Genomic DNA, 17,583 nt, shown 5'->3' with positions numbered 1-17,583 from the left:
CCGGACCGCCTGTCTATCGTGGGACATCAAGAAGCGGGCCATGCGAGCACCGCTTCGTCGAACGAAGGGATAGGGATGCGGCTCGAAGGGGTAGCGCTAACGGTCATGGTGGCGGCGTTTCTGCCTGCTTCCGCGTGCCTGGCGTCGTCCAGCCTGAGCGCTTTGCCCACCGATCCGCGTGCTGTCACCGTGCACGGCGTCGGAGACGGCCGTGCCGACGATACAGCCGCGATCCAGTCCGCCATTGCGGCTTCGCGCGGCAAAACGGGGGAGGGCATCGTCTTCCTGCCTTCCGGCCGCTATCGGATCAGCCGCTCGATCCTCCTGCCGCAGGGCGTGCGCCTGTTCGGCGTCGGCCGCACCCGCCCGGTGCTGGTGCTGGGCGATACCACGCCCGGCTTCCAGAAGGGCGTCGCCACGATGGTGGTCTTCATGGGCGGCGACCAGTACGAGGTCGGCAAGGTGCCCGAGCCGGTGCCCACCGCCGTGCCGTTCGACGAGCACATCCGGGACGCCAATTCGGCGACATTCTATTCGGCGATGAGCAACGTCGACATCGAGATCGGCGCCGGCAATCCGGCGGCGGCGGGCGTGCGCTTCCGCGTCGCGCAACACGCCTTCCTCAGCCACATGGATTTCCGCCTGGGATCGGGCTTCGCGGGCATCTATCAGGCCGGCAACGAGTGCGAGGACCTGCATTTCCACGGCGGCCGCTATGGCATCGTCACCGAGAAGACGTCGCCCGCCTGGCAGTTCACGCTGATCGACTCCACCTTCGACGGCCAGCGCGACGCCGCCATCCGCGAGCATGAGGCGGGGCTGACACTGGTGAACGTCGCGATGCGCGACGTGCCCGTCGGCATCGATATCGATCAGGGTTATGGCGACTGGCTGTGGGGCAAGGATGTCCGTTTCGAGAATGTATCGAAGGCGGGCGTGGTCATCTCCAACGAGGGCAACGCCTACACCCAGATCGGCTTCGACAATGCGGTGGCCAGCGGCACGCCGGTCTTCGCTCAGTTCCGCGATAGCGGAAAGACCGTGGCGGGAGCCGGGCCAGTCTATCGGGTCAAGGAATTCACATACGGTCTGACGCTCGACGGGCTCGGCGTGCCGGGTACCTACCGGACCCGCATCGATCAGGCGCGCATCGCCGCCTTGCCGAAGCCGGGGGCGCCTGCGATCCGCGCGCTGCCCGACGTCGGCCAGTGGACCAACGTCCGCACGCTCGGCGTGAAGGGCGACGGCACCACCGACGATACCGCCGCGCTCCAGCACGCGATCGACACGCACCGCGTGCTCTATCTGCCGGTCGGCTTCTACCGGATCACCGACACGCTGAAGCTGAAGCCGGACACGGTGCTGATCGGCCTGCACCCGAGCCTCACCCAGCTCCAGCTGCCCGACAACACGCCCGCCTTCGCCGGCATCGGCGGCCCCATCGCGATGGTGGAGGCGCCGAAGGGCGGCCACAATATTCTCTCCGGCATCGGTATCTTCGGCGGGCGGATCAATCCGCGCGTCAATCCGGTGCTGTGGAAGGCGGGCGCGGACTCGCTGATCGACGACGTGAAGATCCAGGGCGGCGGCGGCACCTTCATCGCCGACGGCAAGCCGCTCGATCTCTACAGCCGGGCCGGCGGCGATCCCGTCGCCAACAACCATTGGGACGCGCAATATCCCGGCCTCTGGGTGACGGACGGCGGCGGGGGTACCTTCGCCGCGATCTGGGCGCCCGACACGCAGGCGCAGAATGGCCTCTATGTCTCCAACACGAAGACGCCCGGCCACGTCTATGAGTTTTCCAACGAACATCATGTCCGCAACGAGATCGTGCTGGACGGCGTGGAGAATTGGGAATTGCTCGCCCCGCAGACCGAGCAGGAGGTGGGGGAGGGCGGCGATGCGGTGTCGCTGGAGGTGCGCAATTCGCGCAACATCCTGATCGCCAACTACCACGCCTATCGCGTCACCCGGAACTTCAAGCCGGCGCCGACCGCAGTGAAGCTCTACAATTCCGCCGACATCCGTTTCCGCAACGTGCACGTGAATGCGGAGAGCGGCTACGCCACCTGCGACGCGAACGGCTGCGGCACCTATCTGCGCGCCAGCAAGTTCCCGTTCGAGGATGCGATCACCGACGTGACGCACAAGCTCGCGGTCCGCGAGCACGAATTCGCGGTGCTCGACGTACCGGCCGATCCCGTCGCGCCGACGCCCGCGACATTCCCGGCGGGCGCGAAGGTGGAGAAACTGGAGGACGGCTTCTGGTCGATCTCCGGCGCGGCGGTGGCGGCGGACGGAACGCTCTACTTCGTCGATCACCGCTTCCAGCGCATCTACAGCTGGACGGAGAAGACAGGCCTCGCCGTTGTGCGGGACAATCCGGTCGATCCGGTGAACCTCGCGGTCGATCGTTCCGGCAACCTGCTGGTGCTGTCCTCGCTGGGGCCGGAGGCCAGCGTCTACAGCATCCGCCCCGGCACGCAGGACGGCAGCCTCGACCTGATCGCGCCGACACCTGTGAAGGCTCGCCCGGATGCCACGGTGTCGCTGCCCGGCAATCTGTGGGTCAATGGCGAGTTCAAGGATCAATATGATCCGGCGACCGACCATTTCACGACGCTGGCCGAGATGTTCGCGCGCGATGTCGGTACGCCCAAGGCGCGCGAATATGTGTCGCCCGACGGCAGCATCGTCCTGCCTGCCTACCGCGTTTTCCAGCAGGGGCCGGACACGCATCTCGGCTGGCGCTTTTCCGACACGCTCGACACCTATGGCTTCGTGACCGCGAAGGTGGGCGAGCGCGTCTATCTGAGCAACGGTTCGGAGGACAAAACCTATTCCGGGCTGGTCGGCGCAGGCGGCGCCGTCACCGATCTCAAGCCCTTCGCCGATCGCGGCGGGGAGAGCGTCGCGACCGATGCGGCCGGCAACGTGTACGTCGCCAACGGGCAGGTATTCGTCTTCGATCCCGCGGGCCGCGCGCTGGGCCGGATCGACGTGCCCGAACGCCCGCTCCAGCTGATCTTCGGCGGGCCGGGCAGGCGCACCTTGTTCATCCTGACGCACCACGCGCTCTACGCGGTGCGCGCATGATCCACATCCAAGAACAGATCTTTGGGGAGAGACTGATGACCCGATTCCATTACGCCTCGCGGCTCGGCACCTGGCTGGCGGGCAGTACCGCGCTGGCGACATTGGCTCTGGCGATGCCGGCCATGGCGCAGGACGCGCCGCCTGCCGCCCCGGCCACTGCGGCACCCGCCCAGCCGGCGGCCGGCGAGATCGTGGTCACCGGATCGCGCATCGTGTCGAGCGGCTTCAGCGCGCCGACGCCAACCCAGGTGCTGAGCGCCGCCGCGATCGCCAAGAACGCGCAGCCCAACATCTTCACGACGATCGCGCAATTGCCCTCGCTGCAGGGATCGACCGGCGCGACGACGGGCACCAACAGCACCTCGAGCGGCACGCAGGGTCTGAGCTCCTTCTCGCTACGCGGCCTCGGAACGATCCGCACGCTGACGCTGCTCGACGGCCAGCGGGTGGTCGGCGCCAACGTGACCGGCGTGCCGGATATCAGCCAGTTCCCGCAGCTGCTGATCCAGCGGGTCGACGTGGTGACGGGCGGCGCGTCCGCCTCTTACGGATCGGACGCGGTCGGCGGCGTCGTCAATTTCGTCACCGACAAGCATTTCGAAGGCTTCAAGGCCAACGCCCAGAGCGGCGTCACCACCTATGGCGACGACGGCCAGTATCTGTTCCAGGCGGCGGCGGGCAAATCCTTCATGGACGGGCGCCTGCATGTCGAGGTGAGCGGCGAATACGATCACGAGAACGGCGTGCCCGCCGGCGGCTTCGGCGAGGAGGCGCCGGGCGGACGCGACTGGTACAATACCGCGACGCTGCTCAACCACGGCGTCACCAGCGACGGCTCGCCGCAATATACCTACGCCGAGCACGCGCAGGCCTATCAATATACCAAATACGGCCTGATCACCGCAGGCCCCCTGCAGGGCATCGCCTTCGACAAGAACGGCAACCCGTTCAATTTCGTCTACGGCTCCAACGGCACGCCCGCCAAGAACGCGGCAGGCACCGTCACCGGCTGCGCCAACTTCTGCACCGGCGGCGATCTTTCGGGCAATGTCGGCATCGGCACCTCGCTTCAGTCCCGGCTCCAGCGCATCGACGGCTATGGCCGGATCGGCTTCGATCTCGATCCGGACAACGAGATTTACACGACGGTGAACGTCGCGCGGGTCCGCACCTCGAACCAGCCCAATCCGGGCATGGCGCGTTCGGGCATCACGCTCCAGTGCGACAATCCCTTCGTGCCCGACGTCATCCAGCAGGATTGCGCCGCGGCCGGGATCACCCAGTTCCAATATGGCGTCAGCAACGCCATCCTGCCCAACATCCGGGTCTCGCCGACGCGCACCCAGTATCGCTTCGTAGGCGGCGCCGACGGTCGATTCAACGTGCTGGGCAGCGATTGGCATTACGACGCCTATTACGAGTTCGGCGAGAACATCACCGACATCAAGGTCAGCAATATGACCCTGGTGTCGCGCTACAACGCGGCGATCCAGGCGATCGACCTCGACGGCCAGACCGTCTGCGCGAACGCGGTGGCGCGGGCCAATGGCTGCGTGCCGATCAACATCATCGGTGGCGCACCGCTGACGGCCGCGCAACTCGCCTACATTCAGCCGAAGAACGGGCCGTTCCAGCACACCCGCCAGACTCAGAACGCCGCGAGCCTGAGCTTCAGCGGCGAACCGCTGAAGCTGCCTGCCGGGCCGCTTTCGGTGGCGTTCGGCGGCGAATATCGCCGCGAATTCTACCACGTCACAGCCGATCCCTACGGCAACGGCGTGAGCGACGAGAGTCCTTATGACGATGCCTATCCGGCCGATCCGGTGCTCTCCACGGCGGGCGCCAACTGGTATGCCGGCAATTATCACAACGGCCGTGGCGTCTATAACGTCAAGGAAGCCTTCATCGAGCTCAACGCGCCGCTGTTCGACTCCCGAGCGATCGGCAAGGCCAACCTGAACGTCGCCGGCCGCTGGACCGACTACAGCACGTCGGGGACTGTCTATACCTGGAAGATTGGCGGCACCTGGGACACGCCGATCAGCGGCCTGCGGCTGCGGGCCGTCACCTCACGCGACGTTCGCGCGCCGAACCTGTCGGAACTGTTCGCGGCGCCTGTCTCGGTCAACGTGCCGAACATCTTTGATCCGTTCAACGGGAAGACGGTCAACGTCTCGCAGAACACCGTCGGCAACCCGAACCTGAAGCCGGAAATCGCGCGCAACACGGAAGCCGGTTTCACCCTCTCGCGGCCGAGCTGGCTGCCGGGCTTCAGCTTCTCGTTCGATTACTACCGGATCAAGATCAAGGGCGCGATCTCCAGCCTCTCCGCGCAGGATCAGATCAACTACTGCAACGCCGGCGTGACCCAGCTGTGCGGATCCTTCTTCCTGGATTCGCCCGACAACACCGGCAATTACGTCAACATCCAGCCGTTCAACCTCGCGTCGATCTTCACGGACGGCTTCGATATCGAGGCGAGCTACCAGTGGGCGCAGCCGCTCGGCCTGCCGGGCCGCTTCTCGATCCGCGCGCTCGCGACGAATGTGCGCAACTACATCACCAACACCGGCCTGCCCGGCGCGATCCCGATCCAGCAGGCGGGCGTCAACACCGGCGCCACGCCGAAATGGAAGCTGCTCGGCACCGAAAGCTACGATACCGACACGTTCAGCGTCACCTTCACGCAGCGCTGGTTCAGCGACGGCACCTTCGGCAACCAGTATATCGTCTGCCAGACGGACTGCCCGGTCTCGACGAACAACAACCCGACGATCAACTACAACAAGATGAAGGGCGCCTTCTATTTCGACCTGGGCGCGTCCTACAATGTCACAAAGATGTGGCAATTCTACATGAAGGTGGACAATCTTTTCAACCGCAGCCCGACTGCTTCGCCGCAGACCAACACGGGCGTCGACATCAACCCGCAGCTCTACGATGTGCTCGGCCGCATGTATCGCGTCGGCATCCGCTACAACTTCTGATCCTTCCCCCCAAGCCTGCCGGCGGTCCGTGCGAAAGCATTGCCGCCGGCTTCTTTTCGGCTGCAGGAAGAGGGCGGGGCGCTTGGGCTATTTCGATCCCGTCAACAATTGCGCGAACCGAACGTCGATCCGCAGGCCGACAACGATCGCCGACGGAATGTCCTTGCGATATTTGGTCGCGTAGATCGGATCTGGGTTGATGTCATACTGCACGTTGGGCAGCAGCCGGACTCCGGGGGCGGCCGCGAAGCCGTAATTCACTTCTCCGATGATCTCGTTTCGATGCGGCGTGCCACTGCCACCCGCCTTGGCGCGCAGTTCGCGCAGATATTCGACCTCGTCGTCCGAGAAATGGGTGTTCGAGACGATGAAGCCGATCGTGTCGTTGTCGCGGCCCTTGAACGTCCCGGTCTTGACGAAGCCGGCCGACGCGAACCAGTCGATCGTCGATGTGGCGCCTGCATTGTAGAAGACGCGGCCGAACACCGCGAGGTTGCGCGGGCTCTTCGGATCGGGGCGCAGGATCGTCTGGTCGGCGAGCGCGTAGATGCCGACGCGCGTTCCGGTCTGAGTCGCGCGCGCCAGCCCGGAAATACCGGCCGGGTTGCCGTTCTTGTCGTAGAGCGGGCTGGTGCCGCCATCGGTGTTGATGTCGATGCCGATGCGGTAGCGGCGCGGATAGCGATCGTTGTTCTCGTAGCCCGTCTCCGCGGCGATCAGCGTGCCGCTTCCCTTGAAGAAGGAGAAATCGGTGCCGGCCTTGCCCGCCAGATTGAGGTCGTTGTTGTAATCGAACACGCCGACCTGCGCGTAGACCGTCTTGGAGATTTTATAGTGGGCGAGGCTCATCCATGAGGAATTGGGGAAGGCGGTGATGCCGATCGCGGTGATCGGGCCATAGGCCGTGAGGCAGGCCGTGTTGCTCATGAACACGCAGTTGAGCGGCGACGCGCCGAAATAGGTGTTGAGCGCCGATCGCCCGGCGATGACCTTGAGGCGGCCGAACTGATGCTCGATGTCGAGCTGGGTCAGTCGCCAGCCGGGCACCGGCCGCCAGGTCTGCTGGAAGCTGATCGAACTGCCGATGTTGGTCTTGCCGAGGCTGTCGCCCTCGAAATCGGCGCCGCGCGCGTAGATGTGCGTGTCGGGCAGGCCGATCAGCTTGTCGAGATCGAGATCGGCAGAAAAGTCGATCCAGTGCGATTCCGCGAAGCCGTGGCTGACCCCGCCGACCGGATTGGCGGCCAGGTTGCCGACATAGGCGCCATCCAGTTTGATCCCCTTCTCGCGCAGATCGCGCAGCACGTTGCCGAGCGGGTTGTTCTTCTGGAAGCGGCTCATCACGCCGCCGGTCACCGGCTCGCCGTCGGCATCCAGCCTGGGGGATTTGGCGGTGGTCGGCGCGCTCGACGAGATTTGCGCATAGGCGGCCGTGGAGGCCGTGGCGGCGAGCATGGCGGCGGCGGTGGTCAGAAATCTGGGCACAAATCCTCTCCTGCCCGGCCCTCTGTGGGTCGGTGCGGCTTTTGTTTGCGGGTTCGGGCCTCAGGCCCGATCGTATCGGTCGATCAGGCGACCGCGAGATGCCGGCGGCGCAGCGCCGCCGTGCCGATCGTCTCGGCCAGGCGCCGGTCGTCGACCGCTCCCTCCCAGCGCGCCACCACGACGGCGGCCAGGCAGTTGCCGACAAGGTTCACGAAGGTCAGCCCCTCCGCCAGGATGCGATGGATGCCGAGAATCAGCGCGATGCTGGCGACCGGGATGGTGCCCGTCGCACTCAGCGTCGCAGCCAGCACCACGAAGGCCGCGCCCGCAACCCCCGCCGCGCCCTTGGAGGTGAGCAGCAGCACCGCGATGAGGGCCAGCTCGTGCCAGAGCGTCAGGTGCGTGTTGGTTGCCTGCGCGAGGAACACCGCCACCGTGACGAGATACAGGCAGGTGCCGTCGAGGTTGAACGAGTAACCGGCGGGCACGACGAAGCCGACCACGCTCTCCTTGCAGCCCGCATCGCGCATCTTCTGCATCACGCGCGGCAGCACGGTCTCGGTCGAGGTGGTCGCCGCGACGACGACGATCTCGTCGCGGATGTAGACGAGCAGGCGCCACAGGCTGACGCCGACCAGGCGTGAGACCAGCCCGAACACGACGGCGGTGAACAAGGCGCAGACGATGAAGAACTCGCCGATCAGCTCGCCCAGCGACAGCAAGGAGGCGGAGCCGAACTTGCCGACGGTGAAGGCGATCGCCCCGAAGGCGCCGATCGGCGCGAAATACATGACGTAGCCGACGATCTTGAAGAAGGCGCCCGACAGGCTCTCGATCAGCGAGAAGACCGGCTTGCCGCGCTCCCCCATCGCGGCGAGCGCGATGCCGAACAGCACGGAGGTGAACAGCACCTGCAGCACCTCGCCATCGGTGAAGGCGGAGGCGTAGGTCTTGGGGATGATGTGCAGCAAATAGCCCGAGACGGTCTGCTCCTGCGCGGTGTGCAGGTAGGTGGCGACCGACTTCGCATCGAGGTTGGCGGGGTTGATGTTCATGCCCGCGCCGGGCTTCCACAGATCGACCGCGACCAGCGCGACGAACAGAGCGAGGATCGTGATCGCCTCGAAATAGACGATCGACTTCAGCGCGATACGGCCGACGCTCTTCATGTCGTTCATGCCGGCGATGCCGTGGACAACGGTGCAGAAGATCACCGGCCCGATCATCATGCGGATCAGCGCGATGAAGGCGTCGCCCAGCGGCTTCATCGCGGCGCCGGTCGTGGGGAGGAAGTGGCCGAGCGCGATGCCGGCGGCGGTTCCCACCAGCACCTGGAACCAGAGCTGGCCGAACACGCCGAACCGGCGGGTTTCCGACGCTGGATTCATATCGCTCCTCTCGCCTGACGACAGGCTCGTCCTTGCATGCATTCCCCGCTCCATGATCTTATATCTTCACGCGAAAATCTGTCCGTCGAACAATTTGCGCGCCGTGCGCATCATGCCGGCGCTGGTGACGGTGCCGGCTTCGTCGACCTCCACCACGCAATCGGTCATGCCGGTCGGATGCTCGATGCCCAGCGTCTTGCGCGCGCCGTCTGGCACGACCGCCAACTCTGCCGCCGGGCTGCCATCGAGCATACAGGCCGTGGCGACCGTCACCGCCGCGAGCACGCCGATCGTGGCGTGGACGCGGTGAGGGATCAGGCAGCACGTGGCGATCGCGCCGCCCTGCTTCGGCGCCGAGACCAGTACCATCTTTGGCACCGACTGTTCGGACACGTCGCCGAGGTTCATCAGCGGGCCGGCGGCGAGGCGGATCTTCTCGACCCGCGCCTTGAAGTCCGCATCGGCATCCAGCGTATCGCGATCCTCGTCGCCCGCGATGCCGGCATCCTCGGCGCGCAGGATCACGCAGGGCATGCCGTTGTCGATCAGCGTGCAGGCAACACCCTCGATCGTGTCGACGGCATTGCCGGTCGGCAGCAGCGCGCCGCAACTCGATCCGGCGGTGTCGCGGAAGGCGAGCGGGACCGGTGCGGCGGTGCCCGGCACGCCGTCGATCCGCGCGTCTCCGACGTAGCTGACCCGGCCGCCCGGCGTGGCGATCGTCGCGACCGCCACCTGATCGGTGTTGTCCATGTGGATCGCGACGCGGGTTTCGCCCTCGGCGGCCTTCACCAATCCGCGCTCGATCGCGAACGGGCCGACGCCCGCCAGCATGTTTCCGCAATTCTGCTTGTCGGTGACGATCGCCCGATCGACGAACACCTGCAGGAAGAGATAGTCGACGTCGACGCCTTCGCGATCCGACCGGCGCACCACCGCGACCTTGGAGGTCAGCGGATCGGCGCCGCCCATGCCGTCGATCTGGCGCGGATCGGGCGAACCCATCGCGCCGAGCAGGAAGGCGTCACGCTCGGCGACGTCGGCGGGCAGGTCGTCGGCGAGGAAGAAGCCGCCCTTCGACGTGCCGCCCCGCATCCACATGCAGGGGACGCCGTTACTCATAGCGCAATCCCATCGCCTCGAGCTTCCCGCGCATGTCGTAGATGTCGAGGCCGAGTTCGCCGGCGCGCAGCCGCTGCCGCTTGGCCTCCTCATTGGCTTCGCGGGCCTGCGCCTTCTCCAGCACGGCGGCGGCATCGGCGCGCGGCACGACGCAGACTCCATCGTCATCGGCGACGATCACGTCGCCCGGCAGGATCGACGCGCCCGCGCAGACCACCGGCACGTTCACCGAACCCAGCGTCGCCTTCACCGTCCCCTGCGCGGAGACCGCCCTGGACCAGACCGGGAAGCCCATCTCGGTCAGGTCGCGCACGTCGCGCACACCGGCGTCGATGACGAGGCCACGGCACCCGCGCGCCATCGCCGAGGTGGCGAGCAGATCGCCGAAATAGCCGTCTTCGCACGGGCTGGTCGGCGCCAGCACGAGGATGTCGCCGTCCTTCAGCTGCTCGATGGCGACATGGACCATCCAGTTATCGCCGGGGGGAGAGGAGATGGTGACAGCCGAGCCGGCGATCCGCGCGCCGGGATAGATCGGGCGCATATGGCTGGCGAGCAGGCCGGTGCGGCCCTGCGCCTCGTGCACGGTCGCGACGCCGGCCGCGCCGAGGCCATCGATGACGGCCGCGTCGGCGCGCTCGATCCCGGTTACCACTCGTGCGACCATTCCGACTATCCTCTCATCCATTGGGCGGACAGTTGGCGGACGCGGACCGGACGTACCAGTCGGAATCCTGCACAGGCCATCGATATAAGCTATAGATGGAGCCATGTTGACGCCCTTCGATCTCAGCCTGCGCCATCTCGATGCGGCCGTTGCCGTGCATCGCGAAGGCAGCATCAGTGCGGCCTCCGCAGCCATCAACCTGTCACAACCCGCGCTCACCCATGCGCTGGCCAAGCTGGAGGAGCAGATCGGCCATCGGCTTTTTGAACGACACGCGCGGGGCACGGCGGCAACCCGCGCCGGCACGCTCTTCGTTTCGAGAGCGGAACGGGCCTTGGCGATCTTGGCGGAAGGCGGCCGTCGCCTCCGTCGCTCCGCGCGTCTGACGCCGATCGCGCACATCGAACGCAGCGTGACGATGAACCAGATCCGCGCCTTCGCGATGGTCGAGCGGGCCGGCAGCTATGCGCAGGCGGCGCGCAACATGGATCTGTCCCAGCCCACCGTCCACCGCGCCGTCAAGGAACTGGAGGCCGTGCTCGGCATCGAATTGCTGATCCGATCGGGACGCACCGCGCTTCCCACCGAGCGTGCCCAGCGCCTCGTTGGTGCGGTGCGTCTGATGGCGAGCGAGCTGCAGGCAGGCTTCGACGAACTGGCCGCGCTCGAGCAGGCGGGCGCCGGGCGTATCGTCGTCGGCGCGTTGCCTCTGCCGCGCGCCGGCGTGCTGCCCGAGGCGCTCGCTCTGTTCGCGCGGGATCACGCGGCGGCCGACGTGAGAGTGGTCGAAGGCCCGTATCTGGAATTGATCGCGCGCCTGCGCGTCGGCGACATCGACTTCGCGCTGTCGGACCTGCGCGATCCCGAGCCATCGCCGGACGTGGTGCAGAAGGAGCTGTTCAGCGACGTCTTCTACATCGTCGTGCGCACGGGCCATCCGCTGGCGGGCGACACGATTCCTCCGATCGGGACGCTGGCGGAATATCCGTGGATCGTTGGCAACGTCGGCTCGCCGATGCGGACGATCTGGGAAGGCATGTTCGCCGACAATCGCCCGACCACGCGAACCGACTGCGGATCGATCCTCACCCTGCGCAAGCTGCTGATGGAGGGGGACTGGCTGGCGTTGATGTCGCCCGACGTGTTCGACATCGAGCAGAGGGCTGGGCTGCTCACCACCGTGGGCGGTCCGTTGCCGGGATATCGCCGCCGCATCGGCGTGACCGTCCGTGCCGACTGGCGGCCGACGGCCGCTCAATCCGCGCTGATGGGTGCGCTCATCATTGCTGGTCGGCGCAGAACTTCGCAAAATTGAATAGGTCGCTCCGGCTTTCGATGCGCGATCGCCGGCAGGAATGGCTAGTGGTTCGCCCACGAAAAGGCGCTGCGCGGACATGATCCGCCGGGCGCGCCAGGCGCGGACGAGGACCCCTTGCCATGATCATCGATTGCCACGGCCATTATACGACGGCGCCTGCCGCGCATACCGAATGGCGCGAGACGCAGAAGGCCGCGTTCAAGGCGGGCGGCGATATCGATCCGGCCTATCCGGACATTTCTGACGACCAGATCCGCGAGACGATCGAGGCGAACCAACTGCGCCTGCTGCGCGAGCGTGGCGCCGACATGACCATCTTCAGCCCGCGCGCCTCGGCGATGGCGCCGCATGTCGGGAACGCGGCGGTGAATCGGGTATGGGCCGAGCGGTCCAACGATCTCATCAAGCGCGTCGTCGATCTCTATCCGGAGACCTTCTTCGGCGTCTGCCAGCTGCCGCAGACCCCCGATCTCTCGATCGCCCAGTCGATCGACGAATTGAAGCGCTGCGTGACCGATCTCGGCTTCGTCGGCTGCAACCTCAACCCCGATCCGTCGGGCGGCAGATTCTCCGCGCCGCCGCTCACCGACAAGGCGTGGTACCCCTTCTTCGAAGCGATGGTGGAGCTGGACGTGCCGGCGATGATCCACGTCTCGGGTTCGTGCAACCCGGCGATGCACGCCACCGGCGCCTATTATATCGCCGCCGACACCATCGCCTTCATGCAGTTCATCGAAGGCGATCTGTTCAAGGATTTCCCCAGCCTGCGCTTCATCATCCCGCATGGCGGCGGCGCAGTGCCCTATCACTGGGGGCGCTATCGCGGCCTTGCCGACATGCTGAAGCGCCCGCCGCTGGCCGAGCATGTGATGAAGAACGTCTATTTCGATACCTGCGTCTACCACCAGCCCGGCATCGACCTGCTGTTCGAGGTGATCGACGTCGACAACATCCTGTTCGGATCCGAGATGGTCGGCGCGGTGCGCGGCATCGATCCCGAGACCGGCCACTATTTCGACGACACCAAGCGCTATATCGACGCGCTGCCGATCTCCGACGCCGACAAGGCCAAGGTGTTCGAGGGCAATGCGCGCCGCGTCTATCCGCGCCTTGACGCCCAGCTGAAGGCGCGCGGCCTGTGAGCGACTTCACGATGGACGCGGACTGGCTGTGCTACGATCCGGCCCCGTCGAAGCCGACCTTCCAACTGCCGCCCGGCGCGGTGGACGCGCATTGCCACGTCTTCGGCCCCGGCGACGTCTTCCCCTATGCGCCCGAGCGGAAATACACGCCGTGCGACGCGGGCAAGGAGAAGCTGTTCGCGCTGCGCGACTTCCTCGGCTTCGATCGCAACGTGATCGTTCAGGCGACCTGCCACGGTGCCGACAATCGCGCGCTGGTCGATGCCCTGATCGCCGCTGGCGGACGCGCACGCGGTGTCGCCACGATCCGACCCGACATCACCGACGATGCGCTGGCCGAGCTGCATGGGGCAGGGGTGCGCGGCGTGCGCTTCAACTTCGTGCGCCGGCTGGTCGATGCGAAACCCGACGCTTATTATCACGACATCATCGAACGGATCGCGCCGCTCGGCTGGCATATCGTCATCTATTTCGAGGCGGCCGATCTGGAGGAGCGCTGGGATTTCTTCACCAGCCTGCCGACCACGGTGGTGGTCGATCATATGGGGCGGCCGGACGTTACCCAGCCGCTCGACGGGCCGGAATTCGGCCGCTTCGTCCGTTTCATGGAGCGCGACAACGTCTGGTCCAAGGTAAGCTGCCCGGAGCGACTGTCGGAGCAGGGACCGCCCCGCTACGATGACGTCATCCCCTTCGCGCGCCATCTGGTGGAGCGCTTTCCGGATCGCGTGTTGTGGGGCACCGACTGGCCGCACCCCAACATGAAGAGCCACATGCCCGACGATGGCGGACTGGTGGACATCATCCCGCACATCGCCCCGACGATCGCGTTGCAGCGCCGCCTGCTGGTGGACAATCCGCTGCGGTTATACTGGAGCGAATAACGCCCGCTTCGATGTCGGCGAGACAGGGGCCAGTCTCGTCGTCAGGGCGAGCCTGCGATCGGCGGCCGTGGCCCGCGGGACGGTGATGCGCGCGTGCCGACGGCATGTTTATCATCGAGATGCCGCTTCCACCGCTGCCGAAGGACATTCGGCCGGTCATCATAATGCTCGTCCAGAAATTCGGCCGTGACGATGCGGTCGGTGCGAAAGTGCCGGAAATCCTGCCGCAGCTCGCACCATGCCGCGAGCATCCGCACATCGTCGAGAAAGCCGAGGATCACGGGCCAGACGATCCGGTCGGTCCGCTCGCCTCGCTCGTCGCCATAATGGAGCCGAATCTTGCGCCCCTCGCGGATCGCGGCGCGGACCTGGGCCAGATCGATGCTGTCTGGGATGAGAAATCCGCACGGACGCGTCCCGATCGTGGGATCGACGATGAACGGACGCAGCCGCTCGGGCACGACGCTGGTGATCTTGGCGATCAGATCGCGTGCCGCATTCGCCAGCACCGGATCGCCCCGGCCCGCGACCCACTGGGCACCGAGTATCGCGGCCTCGATCTCGTCCGGCGTCAGCATCAGCGGCGGCATGTCGAACGCGTCGTCCAGAATATAGCCGAACCCGGCTTCGCCCTGGATGGGAACGCGCTGGGCGATGAGGTCGGCGACGTCGCGGTAGACGGTGCGGGCCGACACTTCGAGTTCGGTCGCGATCCCGCCGGCCGTCACCGGGCGGGTCGATCGCCGCAGGATCTGGATGATCTGAAACAGTCTGTCGGCACGGCGCATGGCGTGAACTCCTGCTGACAGAATGCTGTCAGCAGGGGCGCGCTACAAGCGAAATCGGGCCGCGGCGCTGATCGCCCGGCTGTAACGCTGCCTCGAGGAGACACCATGATCACCCTGTTCCACGCCCCGCAATCCCGCTCGTCGCGGATGATCTGGCTGCTCGAGGAAGTGGGCGTCGCCTATGAGATCCGCCCGGTTTCGATCTTCCGCCCGATGACCGGCGAGGGTCATCCCGATCCGGCAAACCCGCACCCCGACAAGCGCGTGCCCGCTCTGCTTCACGACGGATCGCTGGTGGCGGAATCGGTCGCCATCGTGCTGCATGTGCTCGATGCCTTTCCCGATGCCGGGCTTGCTCCGCTGCCCGGAGATCCACGTCGCGGCGACTATCTCACCTGGATCGCATGGTATGTCGCCGAGCTGGAACCTGCGCTGTTCGCAGGCATGTCGGGCGAGCTGGCCGGATCGCCGCAGAAGCAGCGCAATCACGATGCCGTTGTCGGGAGGCTCCGCAATGCACTCGTGGACAGTCCGTACGTGATGGACGATCGCTTCATGGGGCCGGATTTCCTGATCAGCAGCGCGCTCGCTTTCGGTCGGCAGGCCTTCCCGGCCGACGACATGATCGACGCCTATATCGAGCGATGCCAGAACCGGCCTGCCGCCATTCGCGGGCGAGCGCTGGACGACCAGTCCGGGCTTCAGGCGGCCGCCTGAAGGGAGTGCGGGTCCGGAAGCACGGCATCGCGCTTCCGGACCATCGTCGGCGCGCGGCGGAATCCTGTGTCGCGATGCCCTTTCGGCCGACTTGGATCGCGTCGCATAACGGCAAATCGCATGAGGACGGTCACGCTTTACCGTCCCAGGGAAACGTTCGAGGTGGCCGGGAATTCCGGCGCGACGACGACCCGGTCGCGGCCGCCCCGCTTGGCGGCAAGGAGCGCCGCGTCGGCGAACTGGATCAGCTGATCCGGCTGGCAATGGTCGGGCGCGTTGGCCAGGCCCGCCGATACGGTGATGGGGCCGAGATCCCGGCCGGCGAAGCGTACACGCAGGCCGGCGATATGCGCGCGCAGCTGCTCGGCACGCGCGACCGCCTGGTCGACGTGCATCCCGCCGAGCAGCAGCAGGAACTCCTCGCCGCCGTAGCGGAACGCGAGGTCGCCTTCGCGCACGGCATGACGCAGCGCCTTGCCAACGGCGCGCAGCACGACATCGCCGGCCTCATGGCCATATTCGTCGTTGAAGCGCTTGAAATGATCGATGTCGATCATGATGCAGCTGGCGGGTCGTTCGGGCGTGACCGACAGAGTTTCGAGCACCGCCTCGAGATGGCGCCGGTTCGCCAGCGTGGTGAGCGGGTCCGCCATCGCCAGCGCGCGCAGCGCGTCGCGCAGCTGAAGATTGTCGAGCGCCAGGCCGATATTCTCGGCCAGCATCTTCAGATGCGCGTCGGGAACCTCGGCGAGCGCGGCACCGGGCAGCAGCTCGAAATAGAGCAGGCCCAGCGTCCCGCCCTGCGCGGCCAGCGGCAGACAGATGCTTTCGGGCGCGGTGTCGCTGCCCGGCGCGACATGCGCGCACGGTACGTCGATCGCCGCACCCGTCGCGCGGTGCTCGCTGCCGCGGCGCAGCGCCCAGCAGGCGGTCGGCGCGAATTCGGGAGCGGAGCAACGCGGATCAAGCCATGAACAGGCCTCGACCAGCGCATTGCGTTCGCGATCCAGCAGATAGAGGCGACCGGCGAGCTGGGGCACGATTTCCGGTACGAAGCGACGGATGACGCGTTCGAGATCGGCGACGTTGTCGCAGCCCTGCATCCGCTGGGTCATGCGGGAAAGGAGATCACGCAGCGCGCGATCGGCATCGCGCTCCTGCTCCAGCCGCTGACGGGCGAGGCCGTTGTCGCGGAACACGCGCAGCGCCTGGGCCATGTCGCCGATCTCGTCGATCTGCTCGTAGCGGGGCGGTTCGGCGTCGTAATCCTGCGCAGCGAGCCGGGTGACGACGTCGCTCAGCTTGACGACGGGGCGCAGCACCCGCCGGCGGAACACGAAATAGAGGACGGCGAGGAACAGCAGGCCTGTCGCGGCGAGCACGCCCTCCGAAATGCCGCGCCAGGTGCGCGAGGTCGATGTCGCCGTGTCGAGCGCGTTCGCGGTGCGCTGGTCGATGCGATCCTGAAAATGATCGACGCTGGCCCGTATGCGATCGAACTCGCGCTCATATTCGGGCGCGAACAGGATGGCGATCGCCGCCGTCCGGTCGCCGCCGCGCCGAGCCGTGATCGCGGCCCGCTGCTGGACTTGCAGGGCATCGGCCCAGCGCATGGCGTCGTGGAGCTCGCGCAGTTCCTCCGGGCCGGCGCCCGCGTCGCGGATATGCGCGGTGCGCTGCTCGACGGCCTGGAGGGCGCCCGCCTCGCGCTGATAGGCGATGAGGTCGGCGGGATCGCCGCTGACCGCATATTGGCGGGCGAGGCCGCTCAGCGTGTCGACATCCTCGTCGGCATGAGAGGTCGCGCTGTCGAGGGCGTAGCGTTCGGCCACGGCGTCCCGCTCCCGCTGTTGTGCGGATGAGGCGAGCAACATCGCGGTTGCGGACACCAAGGTGAGCGCAACGGTCGCGCCATAAGCCCAGTTCGTGATCGTCGCCAAGCGCATGATCGATGCCGTCTACCGGAGATCGAATGACGAATGGTTA

At 66.3% G+C, this 17,583-nt stretch carries 12 protein-coding genes; 6 read left to right on the top strand and 6 right to left on the bottom strand.

Annotated features, from left to right (window positions below; translation table 11 throughout):
- The first annotated feature begins 105 nt into the window (after positions 1 to 105).
- Together QGN17_RS10425 and QGN17_RS10420 are read left to right on the top strand one after the other, a co-directional pair.
- Complete coding sequence (locus QGN17_RS10425; RefSeq protein ID WP_281044410.1) at positions 106 to 3,099, top strand: glycosyl hydrolase family 28-related protein; 2,994 nt, start codon at positions 106 to 108, stop codon at positions 3,097 to 3,099.
- Between the two features lie 35 nt (positions 3,100 to 3,134).
- Positions 3,135 to 6,086, top strand: a complete 2,952-nt coding sequence (locus tag QGN17_RS10420) for a TonB-dependent receptor plug domain-containing protein (protein ID WP_281044409.1) — start codon at positions 3,135 to 3,137, stop codon at positions 6,084 to 6,086.
- 87 nt (positions 6,087 to 6,173) lie between these two features.
- Here the strand turns inward: QGN17_RS10420 and QGN17_RS10415 are convergent, their stop codons facing one another.
- The 4 genes from QGN17_RS10415 to ligK form a co-directional block, all read right to left on the bottom strand.
- Entirely contained in the window at positions 6,174 to 7,571 is a 1,398-nt protein-coding gene (locus QGN17_RS10415; RefSeq protein WP_281044408.1) for a carbohydrate porin, read from the bottom strand.
- Positions 7,572 to 7,654: 83 nt separating this feature from the next.
- A complete protein-coding gene (gene dctA, locus QGN17_RS10410) occupies positions 7,655 to 8,959 on the bottom strand; it encodes a C4-dicarboxylate transporter DctA (protein WP_281044407.1) in 1,305 nt (434 codons plus the stop codon).
- A gap of 66 nt (positions 8,960 to 9,025) precedes the next feature.
- Positions 9,026 to 10,081, bottom strand: a complete 1,056-nt coding sequence (locus tag QGN17_RS10405; protein ID WP_281044406.1) for a 4-oxalomesaconate tautomerase — start codon at positions 10,079 to 10,081, stop codon at positions 9,026 to 9,028.
- On the bottom strand, positions 10,074 to 10,748 hold the full coding sequence (gene ligK, locus QGN17_RS10400; protein WP_281044405.1) for a 4-carboxy-4-hydroxy-2-oxoadipate aldolase/oxaloacetate decarboxylase: 675 nt from the start codon (positions 10,746 to 10,748) through the stop codon (positions 10,074 to 10,076). Before ligK ends, QGN17_RS10405 begins: the two co-directional genes overlap by 8 nt.
- A 103-nt stretch (positions 10,749 to 10,851) precedes the next feature.
- Here ligK and QGN17_RS10395 point away from each other — a divergent pair, with 103 nt between their 5' ends.
- The 3 genes from QGN17_RS10395 (at position 10,852) to QGN17_RS10385 (ending at position 14,092) form a co-directional block, all read left to right on the top strand.
- Positions 10,852 to 12,063, top strand: coding sequence for a LysR family transcriptional regulator (locus QGN17_RS10395; protein ID WP_281044404.1), 1,212 nt, complete (start codon positions 10,852 to 10,854; stop codon positions 12,061 to 12,063).
- A gap of 122 nt (positions 12,064 to 12,185) precedes the next feature.
- The gene (locus QGN17_RS10390) at positions 12,186 to 13,208 is read left to right on the top strand and encodes an amidohydrolase family protein (protein WP_281044403.1); all 1,023 of its coding nucleotides are present in this window, start codon (positions 12,186 to 12,188) and stop codon (positions 13,206 to 13,208) included.
- Between the two features lie 11 nt (positions 13,209 to 13,219).
- The gene (locus tag QGN17_RS10385) at positions 13,220 to 14,092 is read left to right on the top strand and encodes an amidohydrolase family protein (RefSeq protein ID WP_281045196.1); all 873 of its coding nucleotides are present in this window, start codon (positions 13,220 to 13,222) and stop codon (positions 14,090 to 14,092) included.
- A 41-nt stretch (positions 14,093 to 14,133) separates the two neighbouring features.
- On the opposite strand, the gene QGN17_RS10380 is transcribed toward QGN17_RS10385, so the two are convergent.
- Positions 14,134 to 14,880, bottom strand: a complete 747-nt coding sequence (locus QGN17_RS10380) for a helix-turn-helix transcriptional regulator (RefSeq protein WP_281044402.1) — start codon at positions 14,878 to 14,880, stop codon at positions 14,134 to 14,136.
- A 105-nt stretch (positions 14,881 to 14,985) separates the two neighbouring features.
- On the opposite strand from QGN17_RS10380, the gene QGN17_RS10375 reads away from it, so the two are divergent.
- Entirely contained in the window at positions 14,986 to 15,597 is a 612-nt protein-coding gene (locus QGN17_RS10375) for a glutathione S-transferase family protein (protein ID WP_281044401.1), read from the top strand.
- Between the two features lie 137 nt (positions 15,598 to 15,734).
- On the opposite strand, the gene QGN17_RS10370 is transcribed toward QGN17_RS10375, so the two are convergent.
- Positions 15,735 to 17,543 (bottom strand): diguanylate cyclase, encoded by a 1,809-nt coding sequence (locus QGN17_RS10370; protein ID WP_281044400.1) that lies wholly within the window; start codon positions 17,541 to 17,543, stop codon positions 15,735 to 15,737.
- Positions 17,544 to 17,583 lie beyond the last annotated feature (40 nt).

This window comes from Sphingomonas oryzagri (genome assembly GCF_029906645.1).
Classification (GTDB): Bacteria; Pseudomonadota; Alphaproteobacteria; order Sphingomonadales; family Sphingomonadaceae; genus Solisphingomonas; species Solisphingomonas oryzagri.
This window is presented reverse-complemented; position numbering and strand designations above follow the sequence as displayed.